This window comes from Sphingomonas sp. Leaf28 (assembly GCF_001421685.1).
Lineage (GTDB): Bacteria > Pseudomonadota > Alphaproteobacteria > Sphingomonadales > Sphingomonadaceae > Sphingomonas > Sphingomonas aurantiaca.
Genome location: NZ_LMKX01000009.1, coordinates 32287 through 58654 on the forward strand (window position 1 = coordinate 32287; position 26368 = coordinate 58654).

Annotated in this window: 29 protein-coding genes; 9 read left to right on the forward strand and 20 right to left on the reverse strand. The window is 67.0% G+C overall.

The annotated features are described in order from the left end of the window. Nucleotides 1-138 precede the first annotated feature (138 nt). The 6 genes from ASE79_RS13235 to ASE79_RS13255 all read left to right on the forward strand — a co-directional run bounded on the left by ASE79_RS13235 (nt 139) and on the right by ASE79_RS13255 (nt 2751). Nucleotides 139-492, forward strand: a complete 354-nt coding sequence (locus ASE79_RS13235; RefSeq protein ID WP_056417428.1) for a hypothetical protein — start codon at nt 139-141, stop codon at nt 490-492. Between the two features lie 50 nt (nt 493-542). Beyond that, nucleotides 543-800 carry a hypothetical protein gene (locus tag ASE79_RS20995; RefSeq protein ID WP_156359689.1) on the forward strand — a complete coding sequence of 86 codons (258 nt, stop codon included), beginning with the start codon at nt 543-545 and terminating at the stop codon, nt 798-800. A gap of 40 nt (nt 801-840) precedes the next feature. After that, the gene (locus ASE79_RS13240; protein WP_056417431.1) at nt 841-1641 is read left to right on the forward strand and encodes a hypothetical protein; all 801 of its coding nucleotides are present in this window, start codon (nt 841-843) and stop codon (nt 1639-1641) included. Continuing rightward, nucleotides 1638-1823, forward strand: a complete 186-nt coding sequence (locus tag ASE79_RS13245; protein WP_056417436.1) for a hypothetical protein — start codon at nt 1638-1640, stop codon at nt 1821-1823. Before ASE79_RS13240 ends, ASE79_RS13245 begins: the two co-directional genes overlap by 4 nt. A 299-nt stretch (nt 1824-2122) precedes the next feature. After that, on the forward strand, nt 2123-2512 hold the full coding sequence (locus tag ASE79_RS21715; RefSeq protein ID WP_156359690.1) for a hypothetical protein: 390 nt from the start codon (nt 2123-2125) through the stop codon (nt 2510-2512). Beyond that, nucleotides 2509-2751: a helix-turn-helix transcriptional regulator gene (locus ASE79_RS13255; protein ID WP_107952245.1), complete on the forward strand. Its 243-nt coding sequence runs from the start codon at nt 2509-2511 to the stop codon at nt 2749-2751. Before ASE79_RS21715 ends, ASE79_RS13255 begins: the two co-directional genes overlap by 4 nt. Before the next feature lie 189 nt (nt 2752-2940). Here the strand turns inward: ASE79_RS13255 and ASE79_RS13260 are convergent, their stop codons facing one another. The 17 genes from ASE79_RS13260 to ASE79_RS13340 all read right to left on the reverse strand — a co-directional run bounded on the left by ASE79_RS13260 (nt 2941) and on the right by ASE79_RS13340 (nt 18513). Further along, a complete protein-coding gene (locus ASE79_RS13260) occupies nt 2941-3540 on the reverse strand; it encodes an SAM-dependent methyltransferase (RefSeq protein WP_056417442.1) in 600 nt (199 codons plus the stop codon). Next, nucleotides 3530-4216 carry a PIG-L deacetylase family protein gene (locus tag ASE79_RS13265; protein ID WP_056417444.1) on the reverse strand — a complete coding sequence of 229 codons (687 nt, stop codon included), beginning with the start codon at nt 4214-4216 and terminating at the stop codon, nt 3530-3532. Before ASE79_RS13265 ends, ASE79_RS13260 begins: the two co-directional genes overlap by 11 nt. Beyond that, the gene (locus tag ASE79_RS13270; RefSeq protein ID WP_082445303.1) at nt 4210-5310 is read right to left on the reverse strand and encodes an acyl-CoA dehydrogenase family protein; all 1101 of its coding nucleotides are present in this window, start codon (nt 5308-5310) and stop codon (nt 4210-4212) included. The genes ASE79_RS13265 and ASE79_RS13270 overlap by 7 nt, the downstream gene beginning before the upstream one ends. Then, complete coding sequence (locus tag ASE79_RS13275; RefSeq protein ID WP_056417448.1) at nt 5307-6341, reverse strand: glycosyltransferase; 1035 nt, start codon at nt 6339-6341, stop codon at nt 5307-5309. Before ASE79_RS13275 ends, ASE79_RS13270 begins: the two co-directional genes overlap by 4 nt. Further along, nucleotides 6338-7315: a glycosyltransferase gene (locus tag ASE79_RS13280; protein ID WP_235516933.1), complete on the reverse strand. Its 978-nt coding sequence runs from the start codon at nt 7313-7315 to the stop codon at nt 6338-6340. The genes ASE79_RS13275 and ASE79_RS13280 overlap by 4 nt, the downstream gene beginning before the upstream one ends. Continuing rightward, nucleotides 7312-8445, reverse strand: a complete 1134-nt coding sequence (locus tag ASE79_RS13285) for a glycosyltransferase family 4 protein (RefSeq protein ID WP_082445305.1) — start codon at nt 8443-8445, stop codon at nt 7312-7314. The genes ASE79_RS13280 and ASE79_RS13285 overlap by 4 nt, the downstream gene beginning before the upstream one ends. A 201-nt stretch (nt 8446-8646) precedes the next feature. Beyond that, nucleotides 8647-8799, reverse strand: a complete 153-nt coding sequence (locus ASE79_RS21005) for a hypothetical protein (protein WP_156359691.1) — start codon at nt 8797-8799, stop codon at nt 8647-8649. Nucleotides 8800-8960: 161 nt separating this feature from the next. Then, nucleotides 8961-10082 (reverse strand): copper resistance protein B, encoded by a 1122-nt coding sequence (locus tag ASE79_RS13295; protein WP_082445345.1) that lies wholly within the window; start codon nt 10080-10082, stop codon nt 8961-8963. Between the two features lie 29 nt (nt 10083-10111). Next, nucleotides 10112-11938, reverse strand: coding sequence for a copper resistance system multicopper oxidase (locus ASE79_RS13300; RefSeq protein ID WP_082445306.1), 1827 nt, complete (start codon nt 11936-11938; stop codon nt 10112-10114). Between the two features lie 71 nt (nt 11939-12009). Beyond that, a complete protein-coding gene (locus tag ASE79_RS13305; protein ID WP_056417457.1) occupies nt 12010-12579 on the reverse strand; it encodes an RNA polymerase sigma factor in 570 nt (189 codons plus the stop codon). Further along, on the reverse strand, nt 12576-13013 hold the full coding sequence (locus tag ASE79_RS13310) for a periplasmic heavy metal sensor (RefSeq protein WP_056418445.1): 438 nt from the start codon (nt 13011-13013) through the stop codon (nt 12576-12578). The genes ASE79_RS13305 and ASE79_RS13310 overlap by 4 nt, the downstream gene beginning before the upstream one ends. Further along, nucleotides 13013-13300, reverse strand: coding sequence for a hypothetical protein (locus ASE79_RS13315; protein WP_056417460.1), 288 nt, complete (start codon nt 13298-13300; stop codon nt 13013-13015). Before ASE79_RS13315 ends, ASE79_RS13310 begins: the two co-directional genes overlap by 1 nt. A gap of 84 nt (nt 13301-13384) precedes the next feature. Then, complete coding sequence (locus tag ASE79_RS13320) at nt 13385-14809, reverse strand: hypothetical protein (RefSeq protein ID WP_056417464.1); 1425 nt, start codon at nt 14807-14809, stop codon at nt 13385-13387. Between the two features lie 313 nt (nt 14810-15122). Further along, a complete protein-coding gene (gene lpdA, locus ASE79_RS13325) occupies nt 15123-16517 on the reverse strand; it encodes a dihydrolipoyl dehydrogenase (RefSeq protein ID WP_056417467.1) in 1395 nt (464 codons plus the stop codon). A 16-nt stretch (nt 16518-16533) separates the two neighbouring features. Then, nucleotides 16534-16923, reverse strand: a complete 390-nt coding sequence (locus tag ASE79_RS13330) for an acyl-CoA thioesterase (protein ID WP_056417470.1) — start codon at nt 16921-16923, stop codon at nt 16534-16536. Further along, nucleotides 16920-17159, reverse strand: coding sequence for a hypothetical protein (locus ASE79_RS13335; RefSeq protein WP_056417472.1), 240 nt, complete (start codon nt 17157-17159; stop codon nt 16920-16922). Before ASE79_RS13335 ends, ASE79_RS13330 begins: the two co-directional genes overlap by 4 nt. A 1-nt stretch (nt 17160) precedes the next feature. After that, on the reverse strand, nt 17161-18513 hold the full coding sequence (locus tag ASE79_RS13340; RefSeq protein ID WP_056417475.1) for a pyruvate dehydrogenase complex dihydrolipoamide acetyltransferase: 1353 nt from the start codon (nt 18511-18513) through the stop codon (nt 17161-17163). Between the two features lie 122 nt (nt 18514-18635). Here ASE79_RS13340 and ASE79_RS13345 point away from each other — a divergent pair, with 122 nt between their 5' ends. Continuing rightward, nucleotides 18636-19091 carry a universal stress protein gene (locus ASE79_RS13345; protein ID WP_056417478.1) on the forward strand — a complete coding sequence of 152 codons (456 nt, stop codon included), beginning with the start codon at nt 18636-18638 and terminating at the stop codon, nt 19089-19091. Between the two features lie 32 nt (nt 19092-19123). Here ASE79_RS13345 and ASE79_RS13350 read toward each other — a convergent pair whose 3' ends face one another. Next, a complete protein-coding gene (locus ASE79_RS13350; RefSeq protein WP_082445307.1) occupies nt 19124-19828 on the reverse strand; it encodes a PAS domain-containing protein in 705 nt (234 codons plus the stop codon). A 157-nt stretch (nt 19829-19985) separates the two neighbouring features. Between ASE79_RS13350 and ASE79_RS13355 the strand changes: the two genes are divergently transcribed. Beyond that, a complete protein-coding gene (locus ASE79_RS13355) occupies nt 19986-21302 on the forward strand; it encodes a M20/M25/M40 family metallo-hydrolase (RefSeq protein ID WP_056417485.1) in 1317 nt (438 codons plus the stop codon). Nucleotides 21303-21312: 10 nt separating this feature from the next. On the opposite strand, the gene ASE79_RS13360 is transcribed toward ASE79_RS13355, so the two are convergent. Together ASE79_RS13360 and ASE79_RS13365 are read right to left on the reverse strand one after the other, a co-directional pair. Next, nucleotides 21313-23670: a putative bifunctional diguanylate cyclase/phosphodiesterase gene (locus tag ASE79_RS13360; protein ID WP_056417488.1), complete on the reverse strand. Its 2358-nt coding sequence runs from the start codon at nt 23668-23670 to the stop codon at nt 21313-21315. 120 nt (nt 23671-23790) lie between these two features. Next, nucleotides 23791-25554, reverse strand: a complete 1764-nt coding sequence (locus ASE79_RS13365) for a fatty acyl-AMP ligase (RefSeq protein ID WP_056417490.1) — start codon at nt 25552-25554, stop codon at nt 23791-23793. A 256-nt stretch (nt 25555-25810) separates the two neighbouring features. Between ASE79_RS13365 and ASE79_RS13370 the strand changes: the two genes are divergently transcribed. Next, on the forward strand, nt 25811-26299 hold the full coding sequence (locus tag ASE79_RS13370) for a regulatory protein RecX (RefSeq protein ID WP_056418449.1): 489 nt from the start codon (nt 25811-25813) through the stop codon (nt 26297-26299). Nucleotides 26300-26368: the final 69 nt, after the last annotated feature.

A 26368-nucleotide genomic window follows, 5' to 3' on the forward strand; every position in this document is an offset into this window, starting at 1 on the left:
CTGGCGGCCTTCCGCGACCTCTTTTGTTGGCGCCAACAATTGACATGGTTAATAGTTGATGCCAGATATGACGAGCTGACGCAAGGCTTAGGACCCTCGCGCCAGCTCTGACCACAACCGATCGAGTGGAGATCGAATATGGCTGCTGAAGCCCCTTATAGGGGTGTGCGAACCCGTGCACCCGAAATTGATGTCGCCGACGTCCCTTTGATCGACATGGCCGACCGCGACATAGTCATGAGCGGTTCCAGCGACGTCCAAGAGGGCGGAGACTCGATCGACGCGCTGATACTTGGCGTCGAGGTTTTGATCGAGCGGCAGCGTGGAATGATGCGTCATCAGCGCGCCGACGCCTTCCTGATCGATAACGAGCTTTGGGGTGCGATTGCGTCGTTGCTCACGATGGTCCGGACCAAGGCAACCAAGATCGTCGACGTCGGTGGGGAAATGGAGAAGGCCGGCCAGCGTTTGCCAAAGGGCATGGCAGCGTGAGGGCCGCGTTGCAACGGAAGGCCGCAGATAGCTTGGTGAGGGAGGGCGAAGTGTTCGCCGTCGCTAAGTCGGTTGCGCCGGCTGCGCTCGATCGCGTCGACGGCATCCGGATTGGCAATCTGATCGAAGCGTTGTTTGGATTGCTCAACCAAGCCGCAGGCGATCCGGACTCGGAAGACGGAGACCTAGACCGCGGCACGGCGGGCGAAGACGGCCCAATAGCAGAAGCGCGGGCTCGATTCCCTGTGGCAGAATGCAGCGTGACAGGCACCGGCTTTCCAAATCGTCGCTTGCGGAGTGATCGTTAGTCACTTAGGAATGAGAGCCAGTCGAAAATAAGGATGGCCGATGCCAACCAAAAAGCCGATTCTACGCGGCGATATCATGGCCAAGGCTGAAATCCCTCGGGACGTCATGACGTTCTGGGTTAGGGGCGGCGTGCTGCGCCCGATCGAGGCTCCGAAAACGGGCACCGGCTTCAAGTTGCGGTTCGAATGGTACGAGGCGAACATCGCCGCGATCATGAACCAACTTCGCATCCTTGGCGTCAGCATCAAAGGGATGCTGTCGGTCTGCAAAGTCTATCGCGACGCTATTGCGTTCTTCGATGGTCGCGGCGCGACTCGCGACGAAGTTCACGCCATGTGGACGCTCGACATGATCGAGCGCAACGTGATCGCCCGCAGGGTGAAGCGCTGGGGGTATCGCGACATAGTTGAAGCCCCCGGCTTCGACCCAGAGACGAACCCACGGATTGCCGCAGAAGCGGCCGATAATATTTCGATGGAAGACGAGCTTTGGGCCGAGATCGTGCCGTGGACCGCTGAAATCCATGGCGCGCAGAAGGTAACGGTGCGCGTCATGGAGTTGTGGGAAGGGATGCCGCGCGAGGAATTTCGCCGCCACCTCGATCCCTATGTGAACATCACCGAGCAGGCCGAGGTGAGCTATGCGCCCGACGGCGTTGCATCCCCCGAGGAATTGACCTTTTTCTGGCGGGTTGGAGAGACTGACGACTACCGCTTCAGATGGGGTCCCGACGCAGGCAAACTGGCGCGCGCGGATGGCGCAAAGTCCATGATCGCGATCGACGTCTCCGCGGTTCTGCGATCGGTCTGGCACACACCAGAAGGCGGAGCTTCCGCATGATCGTGAAGCCTCGCGAACCGGCCGACCTCTACGCTCCGTTGGAGACGGTGCCGAGGCCCCGTCCGATCGGCGAGGTTTTCCAGGTCTTATTGGTCCGCTGGTGGCTGACGCTACTGGTCGAGGCGTACCGCGTGACCAGTAAGCCGCGCCTGCGACCGCCCAAGGCCAAGCGCACCCGCTAATTTCAACACGTCCGCCCTACCCCATCGCTCGGAACGCGCTTCCGAGAAAGCCACCGCCTTGCCGGAACGCATCTGATGATAAACGCCAAGCCTGTAGTCGCTCCCGCAGCGGCTTCCATTGCAGCCAACGACAACCGGCAGGCTCCGCGTATCGGACCGCCGCGCATGATCGCGCAGCCAATCCTTCACGACGTCGGGATCGCTCTGTTCATGAGGGGGGGGCGGCGTCTCAATCGGTGTGATCGCCGCGACGATCGCTCCGCAATGGCAGCCGAATCTCCACCAGTGGGAAATTCATGATGAGCATTGCAGCGACCGTTGAAACCCACGTGAATGAACCATCGAAGCAGCTAGCTGCCTGTTCCCCAATTCGGGAACAGGGCCGTACTCCAGCTGGGAGTGCCTTAAAGCGGGAACAGGTAGCATTCCCTATCGAGGTCATGCGGATGATGGGCCTGGATACTGCAGTGGGGTTGATGGGCAAGGGCCGCCGTGCAGACGAACTCTGCATCACCGTTCGCGCACTCAATTACAAAATCAGCGGCGAGCGTGGCGCGTCCGATACCGACATCAGGTCCGCAGCGGCCGCCCGCGAGGGAAGGGGCGAACGGCTCCTCGCCCATGCACGCAGGCTTCGCGCCGTACTCGCCCGCCTATTTGAACACGATTGCCTCAAGGAAGCCGCATGACCGCTATGACCCTCGCTACCGCCAGACAACGCGGCGCGGCCAGCTCCGGCGGTCGCTTCCTGCGCGTACCTGACGTGATGAAGACCACAGGCCTTGGTCGATCGACGATCTACCGCATGGTCGCGGCCGGTACGTTCCCTCAGCAAGTGAAGCTGACCGTGCAAGCCAGCGGCTGGTGGCAGGCCGACATCGATGATTGGATGCGCGAACGGCTAGCAGCGTGCCCCCTACGCCCCTGAGGATGGGGGCACATAAGGGGGCACTCATAAATCAATCAACTATGAAAAAGCAGGAAAAACAATATCATGATCGGCAAAAACCGGCAGAGGCCAGGGGCACCAACCGTATATCGCGCGGCACACTGCGAGCCGCAGCGTTTTGCAGCTGCGAGCCCGTCCCCTACGCCACCTGACGTAAGCTCAGCCTCGTCATTTCTGCGTCCACAAATCGAGCCGGTACGCCTCCGTCCGCTCGGCATGCTCGACCGTCACCGCATCACCCAGTGCGGCGAACATCGCCTCGACCGCCGCGTCGCCGGTTTGCGGATAGTCGGTTTCACCGGTCCAGTGGACCAGCAGGATCCGCCCGCCCGGCGCGACCCGAGTCCGCAACCACGCACCGGCGGCAGCGATATCGGCATCGCTCCAGTAATAGACGACCTCTGACATCAGGACGAGATCGAGTGGCCCGGTCGCCGGTATCTGGCCGGGAAAGGCGAGCCGCTCGAACCGGACCTGGGGCCGGTCCTCGCACCGTGCGCGCGCATATCCGATCGCGCCCTCGGCAATGTCGATCGCCAGCAGGTCCGCGCACAACGGCGCCAGCCGATGCGTCAACACGCCATGCGCGCAGCCGATCTCCAGCGCGGCGGCGTAGCGGCGATCGTCGAGCACCGCGATCGTACGCGCGAACTTGCCCGCTTCATACGCGCTGCTGGCGAGCGACCAGGGATCGTCGTCCCCGGCAAAGATATCCTCGAAATAGCCGGCGGCCAGGCTGGTGCCGTCTCGGGTATCGTCAGCGGGCATCGGCAATTCCGGTCAGGTGGAGAATGTCGTCGCCCGGCATCCGCCAGGCATCGCGCGCAAGGCGGAAGCCGGGGCCATAGGCGCCCCCCGTCTGACTGCGATGCGCCATGAGCGCATGGCGACGCTGGCCAACCGGCATCGGCTGCGTGCGGAACGTCGTCCGGGCAGGCGGCACCGCCGGATCCGTCCAGACCCGGTAGTCGAACAGCGTAACGCTACGCCGGGCGGCACGGATCGCGGTGATGGCGATCGTCCGGCACGCAGTATGATCGCAATGCGGCTCGTCCGCACCCGTGACCGCGATCGCGTCGACGCGGCGTGCGCGGATCAGCGCCGCGAGCTGGCGCAGCGTCGCGTGCCACGCCGCGCTGCCGGGCTGATGCGGATGTGCGTCGGGCCAGTCGAGGAACAGCGGTGGCGGTGCATCGCATCCGCCCAACCTGCGCACCGCCAGCGCCGCCTCACGCCGTCGCACCCGCGCCAGCCACGCGCCACCCGCATCGTGCGATCCCGCGCCATCGGTAAGATAGACGACCCCGGCAAGCCGGCCCGCTGCCGCCGCCTGCGCGACCAGCGCGCCCGCGCCCAGCGTCTCGTCATCGGCATGCGGCGCCAGCACCAGCCAGCGCGCACGCGTGAACCGGCTCGTCGCGAGCGGGCGGGGGATGGCTACCACAGCCGATCCTCGCCCCAGCAATCATGATCGATCCAGTCGCGCACCGCGGTATCGCGGACCTGGTCGGGTCCGGCCTGACGCAGGTACAGGCTGAGATCGCGGATAATCTTGTCGACGCGCTGCCCCTCGAAAGTGCTGCGCGTGCCGATCAGCCGGGCGGCGTGTTCCATGACGTCCAGCCCTGCGCGTTCGACCACCCCGCGCGTCATCCGGGCGAAGGCGGCGGCATCGGCATCCTCGCGCGCCGCGCGCATCGCCGCCTCGCGTACCCATAGCCCGGCGGTGCGTGCCGCGACGATCGCATGCCCGAACGCAGCGCGCGCGAGCGGGTCGGCCTGCGCCGCGCCCGACAGCGCGGCCCGCGTCTCGGCGAGCAACGCCTCGATCCCGCCGAGCTGGACCGCGGCGAACCGCCACGCGCCGGCAGTGAAGCGCGGTTCGCGATCATAATCGCCGGGCGCGCCGATCAGCGCCTCGTCGTCGATCGGATAGCCGGTCAGGTCATAGGCGCCGCTCATGCTCGCGCGCATGCCGCGGACGCGCCAGCCGCTGGCGTCGGTCCGCGACAGGTCATCGGCACCGACGATCGCCAGCCGGCGGTCGCCGCTCTCGGGCTGTACCGTGACGATCGCATAGCCGATCCCGCCCGCGCCGCTGGCAAAGCTCTTCGCGCCGTCGAGTGCGCGTCCGGCCGGCGTGTCGACCAGGGCAACGCCCGGTGCCGGTTCGGTCGCCCATACGCCAAACGCCGCGCCGCGATCGAGCGCGCCACGCAGCCAGTCCTTCTGCCGCGCGGTCGCATACCAGCCGAACAGCGCCATCGCGTTGACATGCCCCTCGAACAGGCGGCCGACGCTGAGGTCGCCGCGACCGACCCGGCGCAGCGCGTCAAACATCGCATGGTGACGGTCAGCGGCATCGGCAAACGCCTCGCCCCCCGACTCCACTGGTGCGAACCGGTGCAATAGCCCGGCCTCCACGAGCAGCGCGATGCTGTCGGCGGGGTGCGCGCGCTCGTTGTCATAGCGTTCGCCGAGCCGCGCAAGCGCGCCCACCAGTGGGTCTTCGAGTATCGTCATCATCATGTCGCTCATCCGCGCTCTCCATCGGCCAGGGCCAGCACATGCGCTGCCAGGCGGGCCGCGCCGTCCGGGTCGTCGAGCGCCGCCTGCGCCGCAGGATCGCGCCGTTCTACAAGCGCGAGCAGGCTTGGCCAGTCCGCGGTCATGGCATTCTCGCACACCAGCGCCGCGCCCGTCGCGGCCAGTCTTCGAGCCTTCGATCGCTGCTCGTCGAACGGGCGATCCTCGGGCAGGCACACGAACGGCCGGCGGGCGGCGAGGACCGCGCCGACCACGCCGTCGCCCGCGCTGCCGACGACGATGCCCGCGCATGCGATCCGCGCCGCCGCGTCGTCGACCCAGCCGAGCACCTCGATATTGGGCGGTGCGTCCCGAAGCGGCGCGCAGTCGCCGATGACCCGCCACGTCCGGTCGGGCGTCGCGCGCGCCGCACGGGCCCAGGCCGCGCCCTCGATCGCCGCGCCGCCGCGGCCGCCGACGACCAGCACCGATGCCGGATCCACCCCGGCGGCGTTGCTCCGCTGGACCAGTCCGGGGGCGTAAAAAGTCTTTCGGCGAACCCAGTCCGGCGTGGCGGGATCGTCGAGCGCTTCGGCAAACGGTGCGATCAGCGCGGTCGCCGCGCGAAACGCCTCGAGATGCGGGACGTCGTCGCGGCGACCTCCGAGCCGCACGCAGACCGTCGCGACCGATGCGAGCCGCGCCAGCATCGCGATCTCGCACGATACGTCGACGATCATCAGCGCAGGTCGATGTTCGGCGATCCAGTGCGTGATCGCGGCGACCCTGTGCCGGATCCCATCGTGATCGAGCGGAGCGTAATGCAGCGCCGCGGGGCGCTCCGCCGTGCCGTCGCGGCCATCAAACCCGGGGTGGAGCCGATCGTCGGGAAGATCGAGATAGGGATGCACGGCGGTCCGCCCGGCGATGTTCGTCCCGATCAGCGTGATGCGCCCGTTGGCATGATCCGCGATCGCCGACGCACGCGCGGCGTGTCCGGCACCGTGGTGGTGGACGTAATAGCCGATCGGACGCCGGGTCATGACAGGGTGGGCGCTGCTACCCGCAGGCGTGATACGTCGTGCTCTGGCGGGGACGCGGGCAGCGGCATGTCGGCAGGCATCGGCGGCAGCTCCGCTTCTTGCGCCAGCATCTCCGCCACGCCGTATGCGGTCCGTGTTGCGCGCCGCCAGAGCGCCCGGGCATGCCAATGTTCGAAAGCCGGCACGTAGGGAACGACACCGCGATCCATCGTCGCTGCCAGCTCGGCCATCGCGATCGCCATGCCGCCTGCGGCCCGACCATCCGTCCGGGCGGAGACCCGCGTCCATACCGACGGTGGGTGGACGAGCCGTCCCCCTGCCGCGACCGCGGCGATCACCATCGATTGGTCCTCGCCCGAGGCGATCGACGGAACCCCGCCGATCGCGCGATACAAGCCGGCGTCGATCGCGATGCTGGCGCCGGTATGGTCGCCGTGACGCGGCGGCGGGTCGTGCGGCGAGGGATCGCTCGCATCCTCGATTGCGCGCACCGCAGCCCAGTAGAGATCGAACCGGTCGCGCATTCGTGCAATTGCCGGATGGATCGGTTCGGCATCGTCCAGCATGATCCGTCCCCCGACGATACCAGCCCCCGCGCCGATCGCGGCGAGATTGGCGGAGATCCATTCGGCGGGGGGACGGCAATCCGCGTCGGTCGAAATCAGTACGCCGTTACCACCCGCCGCGCTTCTGACGTGGCGATACCCCATCTCCATCGCTCGGCCGCGTGCGCCGCCGGCATGTGCCAAGGGTGGCGGGAGGGTGCAGGCGTCCACCAAGATGACCAGTCGCTCGGCGTGGTGGCGTGCGACCTGCTCCACGACCGCAACGCTGTCGTCGTCGCTATTGTTGATGCACAAGGCGACGGGGATGCGTCCCGCGATCGTCTGCGCGGCGAGTGCGTCGAGCAGGACTGGCAAGCGCTGGCTCTCGTTGCGCGCCGGCACGCAGACGCAGAACGGTACTGGGGTCACAGCGCGCGCGCGCTGCGCTGTGCGGATCTGCTCGCGGCCAGTGCGGGCCATATCGGCGTCGGCTGTTGCACGCCAGTGTGCTGCGCGCACATCTCCTCGTACAGCGCTTCATAGCCGTCGATCATCGTTTCGACGTCGCAGATCGCCACCGCGCGTGCGCGACTGTCCGATCGGTCGAGATGCAGCGCGCGCCGGGCGGCGTCGGCGAGCGAGTCGACGTCGTCGGGCGTCGCCAGCACGCCGCTGCCCGCATCGAGCAGACTGGGGATCGCGCCGCGCGCAAACGCCGCGACCGGCGTCCCGCACGCCAGCGCCTCGGCGACGACCAGCCCGTACGGCTCGTCCCAGCACGGCGTGCACAGGAACGCCCGTGCGCCGCCGATCAGCAACGACAGCGCTGCGTGATCGAGATGGCCGACATACCGAACCGCCTCGCCCAGATGCGGTGCGACCTGCGCAGCGTAATAGGCCGGATCGGAAATCGGACCCGCGATCCGCAGCGGAAGCCCGACGCGCTGCGCCGCGGCGATCGCGAGATGAAGCCCCTTTTCGGGGACGATGCGCCCATACCAGACCAGATACGGGTCGGCGTCGGGCACGACACGATAGGGAAACCGGTCGAGATCGATGCCGTTGCCGACGACGCGGTCGATGGGGACGATCGGCGACCACATCGCGCGGATCGCCTCCGATACCGCGACGAACCGGGTCGCCTCGGCCCGACACAGCCGGATGCCGCTCTCCAGCCAGCAAAAGGGCGGGGTGTGCAGCGTCGTGACCATCGGCATCGGCAACGTGTCCGCCATCGCGACCGGCAGGTAATGCAGCGAGTTGTTGTGAGCGATATCGAACCCACCTCGGCGCAGTTCGGACATCAGCCGCAGATAGGCATGGTGTTCGCGGAAGAACGCGATGTCGGTCGCCTCCGCCACGCCGGTCGCCATTAGCGCGGTCTCGTCGCAGATTGCGGTCAATCCGGTGGCGGGATCCGAGCGAGTCGACGCGAACAGGACGACGTCATGCCCGCGGGCGCGCAGTCTCGTGGCGAGAAGATGCGTATGCATCTCAAGCCCCCCAGCGAACGGCTCGACGATCGCGTGCTTGAGATGAGAGATAATCGCGATACGCATGATCGGGCCCGGAACATCCGTAAAATGGTTCAGGGGTCGTAACGAGCCTGCATGCGTATAGGGTCCATCTAGAGTTCGTGAATCACGCTGATGAGGATCAATAGATCGGCTATACTATAGCTTTTGCCGCGGGGTGGCGCGAATTGCGCGCGGTGTTCTGCGGACCGCAGCCCTTGTCTACGCCAGTAGCGGCACGAACGCTCAGCAATGCGGGGCGTCGGGCTGATCGGTCAGCGCCGTGCCATCAAGGCCGCCGAGCCCGTCATCGCCCTCGGCAAGTTCGATCGCATGCTGAAGATGGCAGGCCGCAAGCTCCACGCGATCTCGGTCAAGCAGCGCAAGCGCCATCTTCATCAATACAACGGCAGTGTCCGAACGAATTGGCATAACTTATGTTAAGATAACAGCTATGCTGAATCAAGCGAAAGTCTAAGGCTAAGCCAATAACTTCGCTACAAAATAATCCGCTATCCGTCGTATAATTACGCCGGATCCACACCCCCCCGCCGCACAGATCAGAACCAGCCCCTGATCCCCACCGCAACCGCCAGGCCGCCGGTATCGGCATCCCCGGAACGCTCACGCCTTGCCCGCGAATAGCGCGCAGTGGCGGTGTTCGCATGCGTGTAGGATAGCCCGACATAGGGCGCGAATTCCCGCGCAACCTCATAGCGCAGGCGCAGGCCGAGTTCGGTACTCGACAGGCCCGCACCGATCCGGCTGGCGGGCACGTCCTGCGCGGCGAGATTGAGTTCGACGCGCGGCTGGAGAACGAGGCGCTGCGTGATCCGCTGGTCGTACCAGGCCTCGGCGCGCGCGAGCACGTCGCCTCTGTTCGACAGGAAAACGCTGCCCTCGACGTCGAACCAATAGGGGGCGAGCCCCTCGACGCCGACGACGGCATACGTCCGCTTGGCGCCCGACCACAGATCCTGGCGGACACCCGCCTGGAGGTTCCAATAGGGGTCTATCGCTTTGGCATATAAAGCCTGCACCTCTGCGGACTCGATGCTGCGGCCGAAATCGCCTTCGCCCTCGCTCTTGACGACGAGGCGGTGGATGTCGCCGCCGAACCAGCCCTCGCCGTCCCAGCGATAGCCGTCGCGGCCGTTGCGCACCTGGACCTCGGCAAGGTTGAATAGGATCTGGCTGAACCGCATGCCGCCATGCTCGTCGCGCATCGCCCGGTTCGCGGCGGCCATCGTCGCAGGATCGTAGAAGCGCGCCGCCGCGAGCGTCGTCGGCGGCGCAGGTGGCGGCGCGTTGCCCGCCGGCTGATCGGTCCCCACGGGTGTCGTCGGACCCTGGCCGGGCGCCGGCGAGAGGGTGCAATGGCCCATCGCCGCGTGTTCTGGGGGACATGCGGCCGCGCTCGGCATTGTCATCCCGGGTGCCATGGCGGGCATCGCAGCGTGGGACTCCTGCGTGGCCGGTTGTTCGGGCGACGACGCGCGCTTAGTCGCGGCTGCGGCCGCCGATGGGGCGCGGATTGTCTTTCGCACGATGCGCGACTTGGGCCGGGCAGGCGTCTTCGCAGCAGGCTTCTTCGCGGCGGGCGTCGCAGGCATCGCCATGCCGTGCATGTCGTGCATCTGCGCCGCAGCGGGATCGGCGACGAACACCGCGCCAGCGGTCATCATCGCCGTGAGCGCCCACGCCGCGCGGATCACGCTTCGGCCCCCGTCTCGCCGGCGGGACGGACGGTGACGACCTGCATCATCCCCGCATGCATGTGGTAGAGCATGTGACAGTGGAACGCCCAGTCGCCGACCGCATCCGCGGTGAGATCGAACGTCGCGGTGCCGCCGGGGGCGACGTTGATCGTGTGCTTGCGCGGCGCGTGATCGCCATGCCCCGTCACCAGTTCGAAGAAATGTCCGTGGAGATGGATCGGGTGCGCCATCATCGTGTCGTTGACCAGCGTTACACGGACTCGCTCGCCCTGACGAAACGGGATCGGCGCCTTGACCTCGTTCAGCTTCACCCCGTCGAACGCCCACATATAGCGCTCCATGTTGCCCGTGAGGTGGATCCGCATCTGCCGAGACGGCGCGCGCAGATCGGGATTGCGATCGAGCGCGACGAGATCGCGGTAGACCAGCACCTTGTACCCCGCCTCCTGACCGATATCGGCGAGACCCTGTGGCGGCTCCCCCGTCCGATCCATCGGCATCGGCGAGACGGTCTGCACCGTCGGGGTCCTGGGCAGCTCGGACGCATTGGCGAAGTCGCGCATCGAATGGCTCATGGTAGCGCCGTCGTGACTCATGCCGGGCATGTCGCCGGACGCGGCGGCGGGTTTGCAGTGTCCCATCGCGGCATGCTCGGGCGGGCAGGGGGCTGACGTGGCAGGCATGTCATGACCCATGCCGCTCATGTCCCCCATGCCGCCCATACCCATGTCTTTCATCGTCGCCAGCGGGCGTTTGCGTAGCGCAGGCACCGGCGCGACCATGCCCGCGGAGGGCGCAAGCGTCGCGCGGGCCATCCCCGATCGGTCCCACGCCTCTGCGACCAGACTGTAGGCGCGCGCATCGGGTTCGACGATCACGTCATAGGTCTCGGCGACCGCGATCTGGAACTCGTCGACCGCGACCGGCCGGACATTCAGCCCGTCAGCCTGGACGATCGTCAGCTTCAGCCCGGGGATGCGGACGTTGAAGGTCGTCATCGCCGATGCATTGATGATCCGCAGCCGGACGCGTTCGCGCGGCTGGAACAGCGCGGTCCAGTTGTCCGCGGGCCCGTGGCCGTTGACGAGATAGGTGTAGGTGGATCCGGTCACGTCTGACACGTCGGTCGGGTCCATCCGCATCCCGCCCCACATCAGCCGATCCGCGAGCGGCTGATCCTTGCCCGACACGAGCCCGACCAGCGTCTGTTTCTGATAGTTGAAATAGCCGCCCTGCTGCTTCAGCTTCTGGAAGATCCGGTGCGGGTGCATCGGGCTATGGTCGGACAGGACGATGACGTGCTCGCGGTCCGAGGCGATCGGATCGACGCCCGCGGGATCGATCACGATCGGGCCGTAATGCCCCATCTGCTCCTGCAGGCCCGAATGGCTGTGATACCAATAGGTCCCCGCCTGGACCACCGGAAATTCATAGGTGAAGGTCGATCGTGCGGCGATACCGGGAAAGCTGATCCCCGGCACGCCATCCATCTGGAACGGCACCAGCAGGCCGTGCCAATGGATCGACGTCTCCTCGTCGAGATCGTTGGTCACCGACAGCCGCGCGGTCTGGCCCTGCCTGAGCCGGATCAGCGGCGCCGGCGTCGTGCCGTTGATACCGATCGCATGGCTGGGCTTGCCGTCGATCATCATCATCCGGTGTGCGACACGCAGCGCGATGTCGGGCCCCGACACGGTCGGCAGCGGCGCCACGATCCCCGCCGACACCGGTTGCGCCCAGGCGGGCAACCACGGGATCGTCGCGGCGCCGCCGGTAAGGCCGACATCGCGCAGGAAATGGCGGCGGGTCATTCGGGTCATGCATATCCTCGGGGTCGAAACGCGCAGGCGCGCTATCATCCATACGCGCGAGGCTGCGGGATCCCTCGACTTCAGTCGTTATTTTCGAGCATTGCGCTCAGCGCGCGGCGGGCACGGCGCACGCGTGTCTCGATCGTCTTCACGCTGACCCCCAGCGCCTCGGCCGCCTCGGCCTGGCTGAGCGCATCGATCGTACACAGCAGCAGCGGTTCGCGCAGTGCTGCGGGCAGCCGCGCGATTGCGGCAAGCGTATGCGTCAGCGCATCGCGGTCGACTGCCTGCGTCTCCACGGTGGCGGCGGGATCGGCGACCTGGTCTCGCGTTTCGTTCGGCAGCACCCAGGCCAGCGCCCGGCGAACGCGGCGGCGGCGGTGCCAGTCGCGGCATTTGTTGATCGCGATCCGCGCAAGCCAGGCGCGCAGCGAGCGATCGACGTCGAACCGCGCCAGCGCCGCATGCGCGGCCACGAACGTCTCCTGCAGCAGGTCGAACGCGTCCTCCGCGTCGCCGGTCTGCGCGACGATCAGCCGATAGAGCGGCTGCTTGTGCCGGCGCATCAGCGCGGCGAACGCGGCCTGTCCGCCGGAACGGTGGAGCGCGACCAGATCGGCATGGGTGCGGTCGTCGAGCGGCGCGCTCACGATGCCGGGGTCAGCGCCCGTACGACGAGCCGGTCGAACGCCGCGGTCTGATCGGGACGAAGCAGCCGCCGCATCGCGAAGACGTGCGCGAGCGTCGCCTTCTGCAGCGCGCCCATCGTCCGGTGCGCGCGATCGACCGCGGCGGCGACGGCCGGGCCATCGTCATGCTCGCGTGCGATCGCCGCGGCGAGCGCGGCATTGTCGCTGCGCATATGCGCCTCGAGCGTCGCCCGCTCGACCGCGAACTGCGTCTCGAGCGAATCGAGCTGCGCTTCCTGCCGGGGGTCGAGCGCGATCTCCCGGTGGAGCAGCGCGTGCACCTCGGTGCCGTGCGGTGCGCGGGGCATCATGATCCAGCAACCGAGCAGGACGCCCGCGGTCCCGGCGAGAAACGCCAGCGCAATTGTCCAGAGCGTGCGCCGCCGGGGCGACATCATCGGCCGAGCAGCAACGTGGAGGGGGCAAGCGGTGTGTCGATGCCGAAGGGACCCGCCGCCTGCGCCGCGGCGTGCGCGGGGGCGATGCTGCCTGCCAGCGTCGCGCCGCCGACGACGCCGGTCGCCAGCGCCACGCCGACCGACCAGATGCCGATCGCGCGGCCGGTGGTACGGTTGCGGGCGTTCTCGGCGATCGTCGCGAAGACGTCGGCCTCCAGTGTCTCGAGATCGGGTATCGGGCGCTGCGCCAGCCGGCTCAGTTTATCGTCGACATCATTGGCCATCGCACGCCCTTTCCTGCTGCACAGCCACCATACGCACGCGACCGACGGATCCCTCATCGATTTGTGCGGGGAGGGGGGGAGCGATCAGCCCAGCATGCCGGCATAGGTCTGCGGCGGAAGCGGGAATAGCGCACGCGCTGCCACGCCGCAGGCCATTACCAGCAGCAGCGCGACGATGCCCGCGCGGGTGACTCGCCGGGGCGCTTGGCGATCGGACAGCAGGACGCTGGCCACCGCGGTCGCGATCATCGGCCACAGGTGATAGCGCAGGTCCGACGCGATGCTGAGGACCGCGAAACTGGCCTCGAGCGCGAGCGCGGAGACCAGCAGCGCTGTGGCGACGTCGCGCGCCGGCGCGCGGGGCTGCGACATTGCGGTGGCCAGTGCGGCGATCGCAACGATGATCCAGGCGATCGGCCAGCCCAGCGGCGTCTCGACGATCGCGGCGGTGAGGCTTTCCCAGGCGCGCGCGGCCGCGTTGGGGTTGGCTAGGCCGAGCGTGTTGGGCTCCGACGTGGCCGGCGGCGCGGCGCTGGGCCAGCGGAACGGGACGAGCCAGCGATCGGTCGAATTGAGATGCGCCATGCGGTGCCCGGCATAGGCGATCGGGTGATGCAACGCCGCCGACGCGAGCGTAACGTACAGCGATGCGGCGGGCAATGCCCTCAGCCGCGCCATCGTCGTGCCGCAATGCGCGTCGTCGCCGAGCGGATCCCAGAAGAACGGCGTCGCGCAATGGCGTGCCCGTACGGTCGCCGCCTCCGCGCTGGTGAGGCCGGTCGTGGCGCTGTCGGGCACACGCGCGGCGATCCCGGCGAGATCGTAGAGCGCCTGTGTCGCCTCCACCCCGCTGCGCTGCGCGTGGAGCAGCTGGTGGTTGACGATCGGCGCGATGCCCAGGACGACAACGATTCCGGCGAGTGCGCTCGCGAGCTTGGCGAGCGGATGCGTAGGGCGGGGCGCGAGCGTGACGACGAGTGGCACGACGATGAACACCGCATTCGCGCGGACCAGCACAGCATACCCAAGCAGCAGCGTCACCGGGATCCACATCGCACGCGGGACGTGCCGGCCGGCAAGGCGCCACCAGCCGATGATGCCGACCGCCGCGAGCAGCGCGCCGGCAAGCTGTGCGTCCTTGAGGACCACGCCCTGCCAGCCGAGGAAGGGCGGGAGCAGGCCGATCACGAGGATCGCGACGGCGCTCCCCGGTCGCCCGATGCGCGTGAGCCCGCCGGCGAGGAGTCCGAGGCCGAGCCAGTAGGTGGCGAGTTGCAGGACGAGCATCGGCGTTGCACCGGGTCCGAACGGTGCCAGCAACGCCCAGACGCGCGCCATCGCCGGCGGATGCCAGTCGTCGTACACGCCCGCCAGCACCTGACGATATTGCGCGACGGTGTCGTACATCGCGGTACCCGGCCAGAAGAGCGCGAGCGAGGCGAGACACAGCGCGGCGGCGGCGATGAAGGCGGGGCGGGCCAGGGCGCGCGGTGCAGGGTCGATCGACATTCGCAGGTCTCGCACCGGTGGCTTACAGGCAGCGAGATTCCGAACAGGATCCCGCGGCAGGTGCGACCCTTTGTAGAGCGACACGTCCGGGTCAAGCACAATAGGGCCGAAACGGGATGGTTTGTCCGGTCAGCTCGGCCGGTTGCGCAACGGACCGGCGCACCCCAACCCCCGCCGTCATCCTGACGAAGGTCAGGACCCAGAGCCACGAGCGCTGCGGCCGGAACCCTGGGTCCTGACTTTCGTCAGGATGACGGGTGGCGAGCCTTGCGACGGATGACGACCCTCCCCCTTGCGGGGGAGGATCGTGCGATCAGTAGTGGATCGACCGGCCGTATGCGCCGAGCACGCTCTCGTGCATCATCTCGCTGAGCGTCGGGTGCGCGAACACCGTCTCCATCAGCTCGGCCTCGGTCGTTTCGAGCTGGCGTGCGACGACATAGCCCTGGATCAGCTCGGTGACTTCCGCGCCGACCATGTGCGCGCCGAGCAGCTCGCCGGTCTTCGCGTCGAACACCGTCTTCACGAACCCCTCGGCCTCGCCGAGCGCGATCGCCTTGCCGTTGCCGATGAACGGGAATTTGCCGACCTTGAGCTCATAGCCGGCTTCCTTGGCTTTCGCCTCGGTCATGCCGACGCTCGCAACCTGCGGGCGCGAATAGGTGCAGCCGGGGATGTTGGCCTTGTCCATCTGGTGCGGCGACCCGCCCGCGATCTTCTCGACCGCGATGATGCCCTCATGGCTGGCCTTGTGCGCGAGCCACGGCGCGCCGGTGACGTCGCCGATCGCCCAGATGCCCTCGACATTGGTGCGGCCATAGCCGTCGGTCTTGATGTGCCCGCGGTCGGTCTCGACGCCGAGCGCTTCCAGCCCGATATTCTCGGTGTTGGGGACGATGCCGATCGCGACGATCGCGTGGCTGAACGTTTCCTCGACGACCTTGCCGTCCTTGTGCTTGATCTTCGCGGTGACGCCGCTGCCCGATGGCGCCAGACCTTCGAGCCCGGTGCCGGTCAGCAGCGTGATGCCCTGCTTTGTCAGCGCCTTGTCCATGAACGCAGAGACTTCCTCGTCCTCGACCGGCAGGATCCGCGGGAGCATCTCGACGATCGTCACGTTGGCGCCCATGTCGTTGTAGAAGCTAGCGAACTCGACACCGATCGCGCCCGATCCGATGACCAGCAGCTTGACCGGCATCTCGGTCGGCACCATCGCATGACGATAGGTCCAGATCGTCTTTCCGTCAGCCTTGGCGAACGGCAGGTCGCGCGCGCGCGCGCCGGTCGCGACGATGATGTTCTTGGCTTCGAGCTCGACGGTCTTGTCGCCCTGCTTGACGCTCAGCTTGCCTTTTGCCGTCACGGTGCCGACGCCTTCGACGACGGTCACCTTGTTCTTCTTCATCAGGCCCTTCACGCCCGCGTTCAGCTGGCCCGCGACCTTGCGGCTGCGATCGACGACCTTGGCGAGATCGAAGCCGACATTGTCCGCCTTCAGGCCATAGCTCTCGGCGTTCTGCATGTAGTGATAGATTTCCGACGTGCGCAGCAGCGCCTTGGTCGGGATGCAGCCCCAGTTGAGGCAGATGCCGCCCAGGCGCTCGCGCTCGACGATCGCGACCTTCAGGCCGAGTTGCGACGCGCGGATCGCGGCGACGTAGCCGCCGGGGCCCGAGCCGAGGATGACGAGATCATAGGTATCAGCCACGGTAGAGTCCTTTGGATTAGTTGGTTTCGGGCGGCACGGGCCGCGGTTTGCGGTCGTCGCCGACCGCCACGAAGATGAAACGCGCCTGGGTCACCTTGCAGCTGTCGTTGCTGTGACGCGCGCGGCGCCACGCCTCGACCTCGATCGTCATCGAAGTGCGGCCGACGACGGCGAGATGTGCGTAGACCGACACCTCGTCGCCGACGACGACGGGCATGTGGAATTTCATCGCGTCCGCCGCGATCGTGACGGCACGTCCGCCGCTGCGTCGCGACGCGACCGAGCCGGCGGCCAAATCCATCTGCCCCATCAGCCAGCCGCCGAAGATGTCGCCATACGGGTTGGCGTCGGCGGGCATCGCGGTGACGCGGATGGTGGGCGCCATTTCAGGCGGGAGTTCGGTCATGCTTCAATCCTGCGGGTCTCGCGGTCGAGACGGCGGGCACGGCGCAGCGGGCGGATACCCATCGCCAGCGTCGCGACCATCGCCGCGGCACCGCACCACCAGATCACGTCCCATCCCAGTGGATAGGACCATGCCGCCGCCCAGGTGATCCCGACCGCCGCCACGAGCCCCGCGACGATGTGCAGGATCTCGATGGTAGTGCCCGAAAGCGACCTGAACGACGACACGAGGCCCATCTCAGGCGAGCATGCCCAGCGGGTTCTCGACGAGATGCTTGAACGACTTCATGAACTGCGCGCCGTCCGCACCGTCGATCGCGCGGTGGTCGAAGCTGCCGGTCGCGGACATCACGGTGGCCACGGTGAGCTCGTCGCCGACGACGTACGGGCGCTTCTCGCCCGCGCCGACCGCGAGGATCATCGCTTGGGGCGGGTTGATGACCGCATCGAACTGCGTGATGCCGAACATGCCCATGTTGCTGATCGAGGCGGTGCCGCCCTGATACTCCTCGGGCTTCAGCTTGCCGTCGCGCGCGCGGGCGGCAAGGTCCTTCATCTGCGTCGAGATCGACGACAGTGAGGCGGTGTCCGCACCGACGATGATCGGCGTGATCAGCCCCGACGGCGTGCTGACCGCGACCGAGATGTCGGCGCGCTGGAAGCTGATGAGCTGGTCGGGCGTGAACATCACGTTGCAGGTCGGCACCTGCATGAGCGCGACGGCCTGCGCCTTGATCAGCAGATCGTTGACCGACAGCTTCACGCCGCGCGCTTCGAGGCTCGCGTTCAGCTCGCCGCGCAGCTTGAGCAGCGCGTCGAGACGGATGTTCACGGTCAGGTAGATGTGCGGAACAGTCTGCTTCGATTCGGTCAGGCGACGCGCGATCGTCTTGCGCACGTTGCTGAGCTTGGTCGCCTCGTGCGGGATATCGGGCACGGTCGCAGTCTTGGCGGCAGGTGCGGGGGCTGCGGCAGACGTGGTCGGCGCGGCGGCCTCGGTCTTGGCAGCGACGGGCGCTGCACCGGGCTTCGCGTTTTCGACGTCGGCCTTGACGATGCGGCCCCGCGGCCCCGAGCCGGCTACGGCACCCAGGTCGATCCCCTTGTCGGCAGCAAGGCGGCGGGCGAGGGGGCTCGCCTTGACGCGCTCACCAGTCGCGGCGGGCTTGGCGGCACCGGCGTCTGCGGGACGGCCGTGATCCTCGGCCGATGCCTCGGTGCGGGCGACGGGCTTGGCTTCGCTGCCGGTATCGTTGGGATCCTTTGGATCGGGCTTGGCTTCCGATTCCTTGGCGGCCGGCTCGGGCGTCTCGCTCTTGGTCGGAGTTGCCACCGACGATGCGTCTTCGCCCTCTTCGGCGATGATCGCGATGACCGTGCCGACCTTCACGTTGTCGGTACCCTCGGCGACGAGGATCTTGACGACGGTGCCTTCGTCGACGGCTTCGAATTCCATCGTCGCCTTGTCGGTCTCGATCTCGGCCATCAGGTCGCCGGATTTGACGACGTCGCCTTCCTTGATCAGCCACTTGGCGAGGGTGCCCTCCTCCATGGTGGGGGACAGCGCAGGCATCTTGATCTCGATCGACATGGATTTCCCCAGGGCGTGACGTAACGGCATGCCTACTCGCGCCCTCGTCCGCTCGGGTCAACCCCGCCGCACTTGCGTATCGACCCGCTGCGGCCCAATTACGGCCGATAACGGGGGCGAAAATGCGCATTTATCTGGTGGTGATCGACGACAGTCCCGAAGCGGGCATCGCGTTGCGCTTTGCTGCGCGGCGTGCCGTGAAGACCGGCGGCGGCGTCGAGATCCTCACCGTGATTCCGCCGCAGGAGTTCATCGCGTTCGGCGGCGTCCAGGCCACCATCGAGGAGGAGGCCAATCTTCACGCCCAGGGTCTGGTCGCGGCGGCGGCGGGCACGTTGCTGGAAGAATCGGGGCTGCGCCCGTCGATCACGGTGCGCGAAGGCGAGGGACCCAGGATCATCCGCGAGATGATCGCGGCGAACCCGGAGATCGCGGCGCTGGTGCTTGGGGCCGCGGCAACGGGCGCGCCGGGGGAACTGATCGCGCATTTCACGGGCGCCGATGCGGGCGCGCTGCCGGTGCCGGTGATGATCATCCCGGGATCACTGACTCGTGAGGCGATCGATCGGTTGAGTTAAGCCTGGCCCGCCGCACCGAATGCCACGATTGCTCAGGCGACCGGCAAGGCGAGCCGCTGATCGAGGAGCTGTTCGACCTTTTTCATCCCGCTCTGCGTGAGTTGCAGCGCGTCGATATCGGGCAGGACCGGCTCGAACAGCGCCTTGGATTGCAGTACCCGCAGCCAGCGTGCGATCGTCGTCGGCGACAGCGCCAGATGTTCGGCGATCGTCGCGGTCGACGCGATCCGGCCCTCGGCTTCGGCGACATAGGTCAGCAGCAGGATCGTCCAGGCATGATCGGCGAACAGATCCGCCCCGAGAATGGAATCGCGCGCGCGCATGACATCGAGAAATTCGCGCGCGCGGCGCCACATTCGATAGGGCGCCATCTCAAGATCGTCCGTGTCGTCTATCGTTGACAAGGTGCCGACCAGATAACCGCCATCGCATCCCGCCAGTCGCGAAACCTGGACCTCCATCAGGATAACATTGCCCGTGCCACCGATATAGCGTTTGCGTATTTTCGCCGACTGCCCGTTCGACCGTAACGCGGCAACTTTCGTCAAATTGACGGCGAGATCATCGGGATGTGTGATCGACATATACGACATGCCCACCAATTGATCGCGATCGCGCTGCAACATCGTCGCGACCGGTGCATCGATCACCTGGATAACGCCGTCTGCATTCGAGATTGAATGCCCTATCACCATCGACCGTTCCTCCAAGCCAAACATATGTTTAGCAGAGATCATGAAGAAGCTATCACACTTCGATCATGTTCCGATCAATCAGTCTTTTTGTAAGCCTCTTACAATGCCTGCGCTGTGCGGGCAGTCCGCATCGCGTGCCCAATTTCGATAGGCGCACTAAGGGCTTGAGCCACGGCGCCGATCGCGGCACGGTTCGGCGATGCCGATAATCGCCGTATCGCTGCTTCTGGCAGCCGCCGCCTCTCCCGCTCCGCAGCCAGCCCGGTTGCCCGCACCGTCGACCACCCGGTTGAAGGCCGATGTTACGACGATGGTCGGTTTCGGAACGCGACACACGGCATCGACGACGACCGATCCAAAACGTGGGATCGGCGCGGCGCGGAACTGGGCGGCGGCGCGGTTCACGCAGATCGGCGCGTCGTGCGGCGGGTGCATCGTGGTCGACCGGATCGCGCGCAGGTTCACCGGGCCGCGTGCACCGACCGGCGTCGTGGTCGAGGATGTACTGGGGATCCAGAAAGGGCGCGATCCAACCCGCGTCGTGATCGTCGGCGCGCATATCGACAGCCGCGTGACCGACGTGATGAACGTCACCTCGGACGCACCCGGCGCCAACGACAACGCGTCGGGCGTCGCGCTGGTGCTGGAGGCCGCGCGCATCCTGTCGCAGCGTCAGTTCGATGCGACCATCGTCTACGCGGTATTCTCGGGCGAGGAGCAAGGCCTTTGGGGCGCCGAACTGCTCGCCGACACCGTCAAGGCACGGGGCTGGGACGTCTCGGCAATGCTGAACAATGACATCGTCGGCAACACCGTCGGCCAGGGCGGCGTGCGCGTCGCCGACAAGGTTCGCGTATTCTCCGAAGGTATTCGCGCGTCGGAGGATCTGGTCGCGCAACAGGGCCGGCGCGCAGAAGGCGGCGAGGACGATGGCCCGAGCCGCGCGCTGGCGAAGGCAATCGACGGGGTGGCGGGCGACGTGCCGGGCGGGCTCGACGTGATGCTCGACCGCCGGCCGGACCGGTTCGGCCGTGGTGGTGACCACGAGCCGTTCCTCAAGCTTGGCTATCCGGCGGTCCGATTCTCGGTCGCGGCCGAGAATTGGGACCGCCAGCATCAGGACCTGCGGACCGAGAACGGCGTGGTCTATGGCGACACGATCGAGGGCATGGACTTCAGCTATCTCACGAAGGTGACCGCGCTCAACGTCGCGACGCTCGCCCAGATCGCGGCTGCGCCCGCCGCGCCCGAGGACGTGTCGATCGCGGGCGCATTGTCGCGCGACACCACGGTCAAGTGGCGCGCGGTCCCGAACGCGACGACGTACCGCGTGCGCTGGCGGCGCAACGACACGCAGGATTGGACCAACGCGCGCGACGTGCCGGCAACCGGGGCTAACCCGCAGATTGTACTGGTGCAGGTTCCGGTCGACGACAGCTTTGTCGGTGTCTCCGCAGTTTCGGCCGATGGCGCGGAGAGCGTGGTGAGCTTTGCAGGGCGCGAACGCCGCCGGTGATCGTGCGCGATCAGGCGGCGACCGCGTCTTTCCACTCGCGGTTGGCGAGCGCGCGGGCGTCTTCGGCGGACATCGGTCGGCCGAAATAGAAACCCTGCGCATGCGTGCAGCCAAGCTCGTGAAGGACGCCGAGTTCGGCTTTGGTTTCGATGCCCTCTGCAGTCGTGTCCATCCCCAGGCTCGTCGCAAACGCGATCCCGGCGCGGACGATCGCCACCGCTTCGCGCAGCCCGCCAGCGGCGTCGCGGACGAAGTTGCGGTCGATCTTCAGCGAGGAAAAGCGCGTGCGGCTGAGATAGCCGAGCGACGAGTGACCCGTGCCGAAATCGTCCAGGCTGAGGCGTACGCCGAGTTCGGCGACACGGTCGAGGATCTGCGTCGCGCCGAGGCCTTCGTGCATGAACACGCTTTCGGTCACCTCGAGCTCGAGCCGTTCGGGTGAGACGCCGGTGCTCGCGAGCGCCGACGCGATCGTGGTGACGAAACCGGGATTGCGCAGCTGGTCGGCGGAGACGTTGACCGCGATCCGCATGTCGGATGGCCAGCGCGCAGCCTCCTCGCACGCGGTCCGGACCACCCACGCCCCGATCGGCCCGATCAGCCGGGTCTCCTCGGCGAGCGCGATGAACTTGGCGGGTAACACGCTGCCGAATTCGCGACTGGTCCAGCGTAGCAGCGCCTCGAAGCCGCAGGGCAGCTGGCTGCCGGTCTCGACGATCGGCTGGTAGACGAGGTGCATCTCGCCATTCTCGATCGCTTCGCGCAACGCCGCCTCGAGCACCCGGCGCTCTTCCGCCTGCACGTGCAGTTCGGGCTCGTACCGGCGAAAGACGCCGCGTCCCGCATCCTTTGCGCGGTACAGCGCGAGATCGGCCGACCGGACCAGCATCTCGGCGGTGCGCCCATCGCGGGGGCCCATCGCCAACCCGATACTCGCGCCGATATGGAGCGTATGCGCGTCGATCTCATAGGGCTGCGACAGCGCGGCGATGATCCGTTCGGCAAGCCGCTCGACTGCGGCGGTATCGCCGGCGTCGCGGATCACGACCGCGAATTCGTCGCCGCCGAGCCGGCCGCAAATCTCGTTGACGCCCATCAACTGCTGGATCCGCTCCGAGACGCGCCCCAGCAGTCGATCCCCGATCGGGTGGCCAAGCGTGTCGTTGACCGCCTTGAAGCGATCGAGATCGAGCATCATGAACGCATAGCGGCCACCCCAGCGATCCGCGTCCGCCATCGCCTTGACGAGCGTCTCGTTGACCATCAGCCGGTTGGGCAGCCCGGTCAGCGTATCGAAGCGCGCCATCCGGTTGATCTTGTCCGCCAAATTGCGTTGTCGGGTTATGTCGGCGCTGACACCAAGAAAGCCGTAAAATTCGCCATGGTCGTCGAAGCGGGGCGAGGCGGCCATTTCCCACCAGCGATCCTCGCCGTCGATCCGGACGGGCAGGCGCAGTTCGCGGAAGCTCTCGCGCCGTTTCAGCCGTTCGGCGAGCGTTCGAAGCCCGGAATCGAACTCGCCGGTGTCCCAGGAGGGGCCCGCCAGCACCTGGAGCAGTGGCAGGCCGTTGAGGCTGGCGGGATCGACCCCGCAGGCGGAGGCGAACCGCGCGCCGGCCTTGACGATGCGCCGGTTCGAGTCGGTCTCCCAGAGCCAGTGCGCCCCCGTGGCATCGAAATCGCCGAGCAACAGGCTGACCGTCTCGTTGCGATCGTCGAGCACGAGCTCGCCCGCGCGGATCACGACGAGCGCGCGCGCGCGGTGGAGGCACGCGGCCATCAGCAAGCCGGTGAATAGGAACAGCCCGAGTGCAGCGGCCGAACTGCCCGCAAGCGCCATCTGCACGACCATCGCCGCGCCGAGATAACCGAGGAACACGAGCGTTGCGAGCGCGAGCGGCGCCATCGCCAGCGCCGCGGTCGCCATCAGCACCGCAAGCGTCAGGCCCAGCCCCGCGGTTGTCCCGGTCGGCGCGTGCGTGCAGAAGAACACCGGCACCGCTGACCAGACGAGCGCGAGGACGAAGCCGTCCCACATCGTGCGGCGCAAATCGCGCAGGCTGGCATAGCCGTCGCCGCGAGGATGCGTGGCAAGTCGGCGAAACCCGACCCACACCGCAGCGGCGACGACCAGTGGCACCCAGGCTGCGATCTGCCAGTGCGGGACGATGCCGCGGACCAGCCAGGCGATCGCGAGCGTCGCCAGGATGTTGCTGGCGAGCAGGAACAGCGCGACGCGACGCCCCGCAAACAACTGCCCGGCGCGAATCCGGCTCCAGAACACCGGATCGCCGCCCTCGCGCATCCCCAACAGCGTGGCGATGTCGACGGTAATGCGGCTCGACGGAAGAGGCGGGGACTTGGTCACGCTGCTGTCATACGGATCGGCTGGTTATCAGAACGTATGTACTGCCCCAATTCGGATCGAACTAACGTCGTTTTGGTCAAATCTAACGGAAACGCCGCCACTTATGGCGCTGTCAGTCCGTTACGCGGCGATATCATAGGGTTTGATGTCGCCGCTGAGATACAGGTTGCGCGCCTTGGCCCGGCTCAGCTTGCCCGACGAGGTGCGCGGCAAGGTGCGCGGCGGGATGAGTTCGATCAGGCAGTTCATCCCGGTGACCGAGCGGACCCGCTCGCGGATTTCGTCGCGCAGGCGAAGCCGCTCGGACTCGTCCGAGCTGCGGCACTGGACCAGTACGGCGGGGGTCTCCTCACCGCCGGGCGTCGTGATCGCGAACGCGGCGATGTCGCCCGCCTTGAAGCCCGGCAGCTGTTCCACCGCCCATTCGATGTCCTGCGGCCAGTGGTTCTTGCCGTTGACGATGATCATGTCCTTGGCGCGGCCGACGATGTAGATATAGCCGTCGGACATATAGCCCATGTCGCCGGTATCGAGCCATCCGTCCGCCATGCACGCCTCGGTCGCGGCATCGTCGCGGAAATAGCCGACCATTACCGACTTGCCGCTGCACCAGACCTTGCCGATCGCACGGTCGGGCAGGGGGGTGCCGTCCTCTTCGCGAATCTCGATCCGCATGTCGCGGACGGGCTTGCCGCAATTGACGATCGCCCGGTAGCGCTGGGGGCGGTCATTGCCGCGGCTCCCGCCCGAAAGCTGTGTTTCCTCGACGAGTTCAACGCGGATGCCCTCACCCGGCGGCATCAGCGAGACGGCGAGCGTCGCCTCGGCAAGGCCGTAGCTCGGCAGGAACGCGGTCGCCTTGAAGCCCGCATCGGCGAACGCGTCGACGAACGACTGCATTACGTCGGGACGGATCATGTCGGCGCCGTTGCCCGCGACACGCCAGCGCGACAGGTCGAACCGGTCGCTTGCCCTGGTCTGGCTCGACATGCGACGCGCGCAGATATCGTAGCCGAAGGTCGGCGAATAGCTGAGCGTGGTGCCCGTGTTGCGGCTGATCAGATCGAGCCAGGCGAGCGGACGCCGAGCGAAATCCTCGGTCTTAAGATAATCGGTCGAGACCTGGTTGGCGATCGGCGACAGGAAGCAGCCGACCAGCCCCATGTCGTGGTACCAGGGCAGCCACGAGACGCAGCGATCGGTATCGCACACCGCCATGCCGTGGCTGTGCGCGGCGAGGTTGTTGAGCAACGCCGCGTGCGTGATGACGACGCCGTGCGGGAACCGCGTCGAGCCGCTCGAATATTGCAGATACGCGATGTCGTCGGGCTTCGCCTCGGGCAGGGTCGCGACCGGCGCCTCGCGCGCGACGAACTCGGACCAGTCGATCCCGACGGTACCCGACAGCCGCGCGGCCTCGCCCGCCATCTGCGCGAGTTCGGGCGGGAAAATCAGCATCTTCGGGTCGCAGCTCGCAAGCTGGACGCGGAGCTGTTCGATGTAGGAATCGCGACCGCCGAACGAGGTCGGCAGCGGCAGCGGCACGGGCCATGCGCCGGCATAGACGACACCGAAGAACAAAGCGGCGAATTCGGGACCGGTTTCGGCGACCAGCGCGATGCGATCGGCGGGGCCGACGCCCGCAGCGATCAGGCGATCGGCCATCGCGCGCGCATCGGTGCGCAGCTGCGCATAGGGATAAGGCTGCGACAACGTGCCGCGCGCGTCATGGAAATTAAGCCCGCGGTTACCGGTCGCGGCGTAATCGAGCGCTTCGCCCAGCGTACCGAAATCGGCGAAACGGCGCGGCAGCACGTCCTCGGTCGGCGTCGCGACGATCGTCGCCGCGGTCTGGCCGTCCTTGTGAAGCGTTTCGGTCGTCATCGCAGTTCCTGTCTCTGGCGTCGTGCCCGGCATGGCGGCTGAACGCACCACGCCTATCTCAACTCTAGCCGTTCAACTTCGGGTGTCAGTGTGGCACAATGATGGCGTGTCCGACGATGACGACCCCGATCAGGCGCCTGGGCGTCCCGAAAAGCGCGGCAAAGCGCGCGCCGCTGGGCGTGGTGGCGCCCGTGGCGGTGCCCGTGGTGGGGAGCGTGCGCCGCCCAAACCGCTCGACGCCGCGGCGCTGGAGCGGATGGCGCTGCGCTATGTCGAGCGGTTCGCGACGACGCGGGGGCGGCTGACCGACTATCTTGGGCGCAAGATCCGTGAGCGCGGCTGGGACGATGGCGCGGCGGCGGCACCGGCCGATCCCGCCGAACTCGCGCAGCGGATGGCCGATCTCGGCTATGTCGACGATCGCGCCTTTGCCGAGCAGCGCGCGGCGGCGATGCAGCGGCGTGGGCTGGGCGCGCGGCGGGTCGCGGGAGCGTTTCGCGAGGCGGGGATCGACGAGGGCGATGCGGACTCGGTCGCGCCGGCGATCGCAGATCGCGCGGTCGAATCGGCGCTCGCCTTTGCGCGGCGGAAGCGAATCGGGCCCTATGGCAGCGGCGAGGGCGATCGAAAGCTCCACGACAAACAGCTCGGCGCGATGTTGAGGGCGGGGCACCGGTTCGATCTGGCGCGTAAAATTGTTGCGGCGCCGCCATCCGATGACCCGGAATCGATCGATTTCGGCTGAGATATTGCAACGGATTCGTTGCGACCGGGACGAAGCATGCTAGCTAGGGTTCAGGGGTGTAACAATGCG

Coding starts and splice junctions, on each gene's coding strand:
- ASE79_RS13345 (WP_056417478.1), top strand. CDS start 18,636: ATGCGCATTTATCTGGTGGTGATCGACGACAGTCCCGAAGCGGGCATC.
- ASE79_RS13335 (WP_056417472.1), bottom strand. CDS start 17,159: ATGGGCCTCGTGTCGTCGTTCAGGTCGCTTTCGGGCACTACCATCGAG.
- ASE79_RS13320 (WP_056417464.1), bottom strand. CDS start 14,809: ATGTCGATCGACCCTGCACCGCGCGCCCTGGCCCGCCCCGCCTTCATC.
- ASE79_RS13285 (WP_082445305.1), bottom strand. CDS start 8,445: ATGCGTATCGCGATTATCTCTCATCTCAAGCACGCGATCGTCGAGCCG.
- ASE79_RS13260 (WP_056417442.1), bottom strand. CDS start 3,540: ATGCCCGCTGACGATACCCGAGACGGCACCAGCCTGGCCGCCGGCTAT.
- ASE79_RS13330 (WP_056417470.1), bottom strand. CDS start 16,923: ATGACCGAACTCCCGCCTGAAATGGCGCCCACCATCCGCGTCACCGCG.
- ASE79_RS13295 (WP_082445345.1), bottom strand. CDS start 10,082: ATGACCGCTGGCGCGGTGTTCGTCGCCGATCCCGCTGCGGCGCAGATG.
- ASE79_RS13350 (WP_082445307.1), bottom strand. CDS start 19,828: ATGATCTCTGCTAAACATATGTTTGGCTTGGAGGAACGGTCGATGGTG.
- ASE79_RS13310 (WP_056418445.1), bottom strand. CDS start 13,013: ATGTCGCCCCGGCGGCGCACGCTCTGGACAATTGCGCTGGCGTTTCTC.
- ASE79_RS13240 (WP_056417431.1), top strand. CDS start 841: ATGCCAACCAAAAAGCCGATTCTACGCGGCGATATCATGGCCAAGGCT.
- ASE79_RS13255 (WP_107952245.1), top strand. CDS start 2,509: ATGACCGCTATGACCCTCGCTACCGCCAGACAACGCGGCGCGGCCAGC.
- ASE79_RS21715 (WP_156359690.1), top strand. CDS start 2,123: ATGAGCATTGCAGCGACCGTTGAAACCCACGTGAATGAACCATCGAAG.
- ASE79_RS13340 (WP_056417475.1), bottom strand. CDS start 18,513: ATGTCGATCGAGATCAAGATGCCTGCGCTGTCCCCCACCATGGAGGAG.
- ASE79_RS13365 (WP_056417490.1), bottom strand. CDS start 25,554: ATGACGACCGAAACGCTTCACAAGGACGGCCAGACCGCGGCGACGATC.
- ASE79_RS13275 (WP_056417448.1), bottom strand. CDS start 6,341: ATGACCCGGCGTCCGATCGGCTATTACGTCCACCACCACGGTGCCGGA.
- ASE79_RS13300 (WP_082445306.1), bottom strand. CDS start 11,938: ATGACCCGAATGACCCGCCGCCATTTCCTGCGCGATGTCGGCCTTACC.
- ASE79_RS13315 (WP_056417460.1), bottom strand. CDS start 13,300: ATGGCCAATGATGTCGACGATAAACTGAGCCGGCTGGCGCAGCGCCCG.
- ASE79_RS13245 (WP_056417436.1), top strand. CDS start 1,638: ATGATCGTGAAGCCTCGCGAACCGGCCGACCTCTACGCTCCGTTGGAG.
- ASE79_RS21005 (WP_156359691.1), bottom strand. CDS start 8,799: ATGAAGATGGCGCTTGCGCTGCTTGACCGAGATCGCGTGGAGCTTGCG.
- ASE79_RS13370 (WP_056418449.1), top strand. CDS start 25,811: ATGGCGCTGCGCTATGTCGAGCGGTTCGCGACGACGCGGGGGCGGCTG.
- ASE79_RS13355 (WP_056417485.1), top strand. CDS start 19,986: ATGCCGATAATCGCCGTATCGCTGCTTCTGGCAGCCGCCGCCTCTCCC.
- ASE79_RS13270 (WP_082445303.1), bottom strand. CDS start 5,310: ATGAGCGACATGATGATGACGATACTCGAAGACCCACTGGTGGGCGCG.
- ASE79_RS13235 (WP_056417428.1), top strand. CDS start 139: ATGGCTGCTGAAGCCCCTTATAGGGGTGTGCGAACCCGTGCACCCGAA.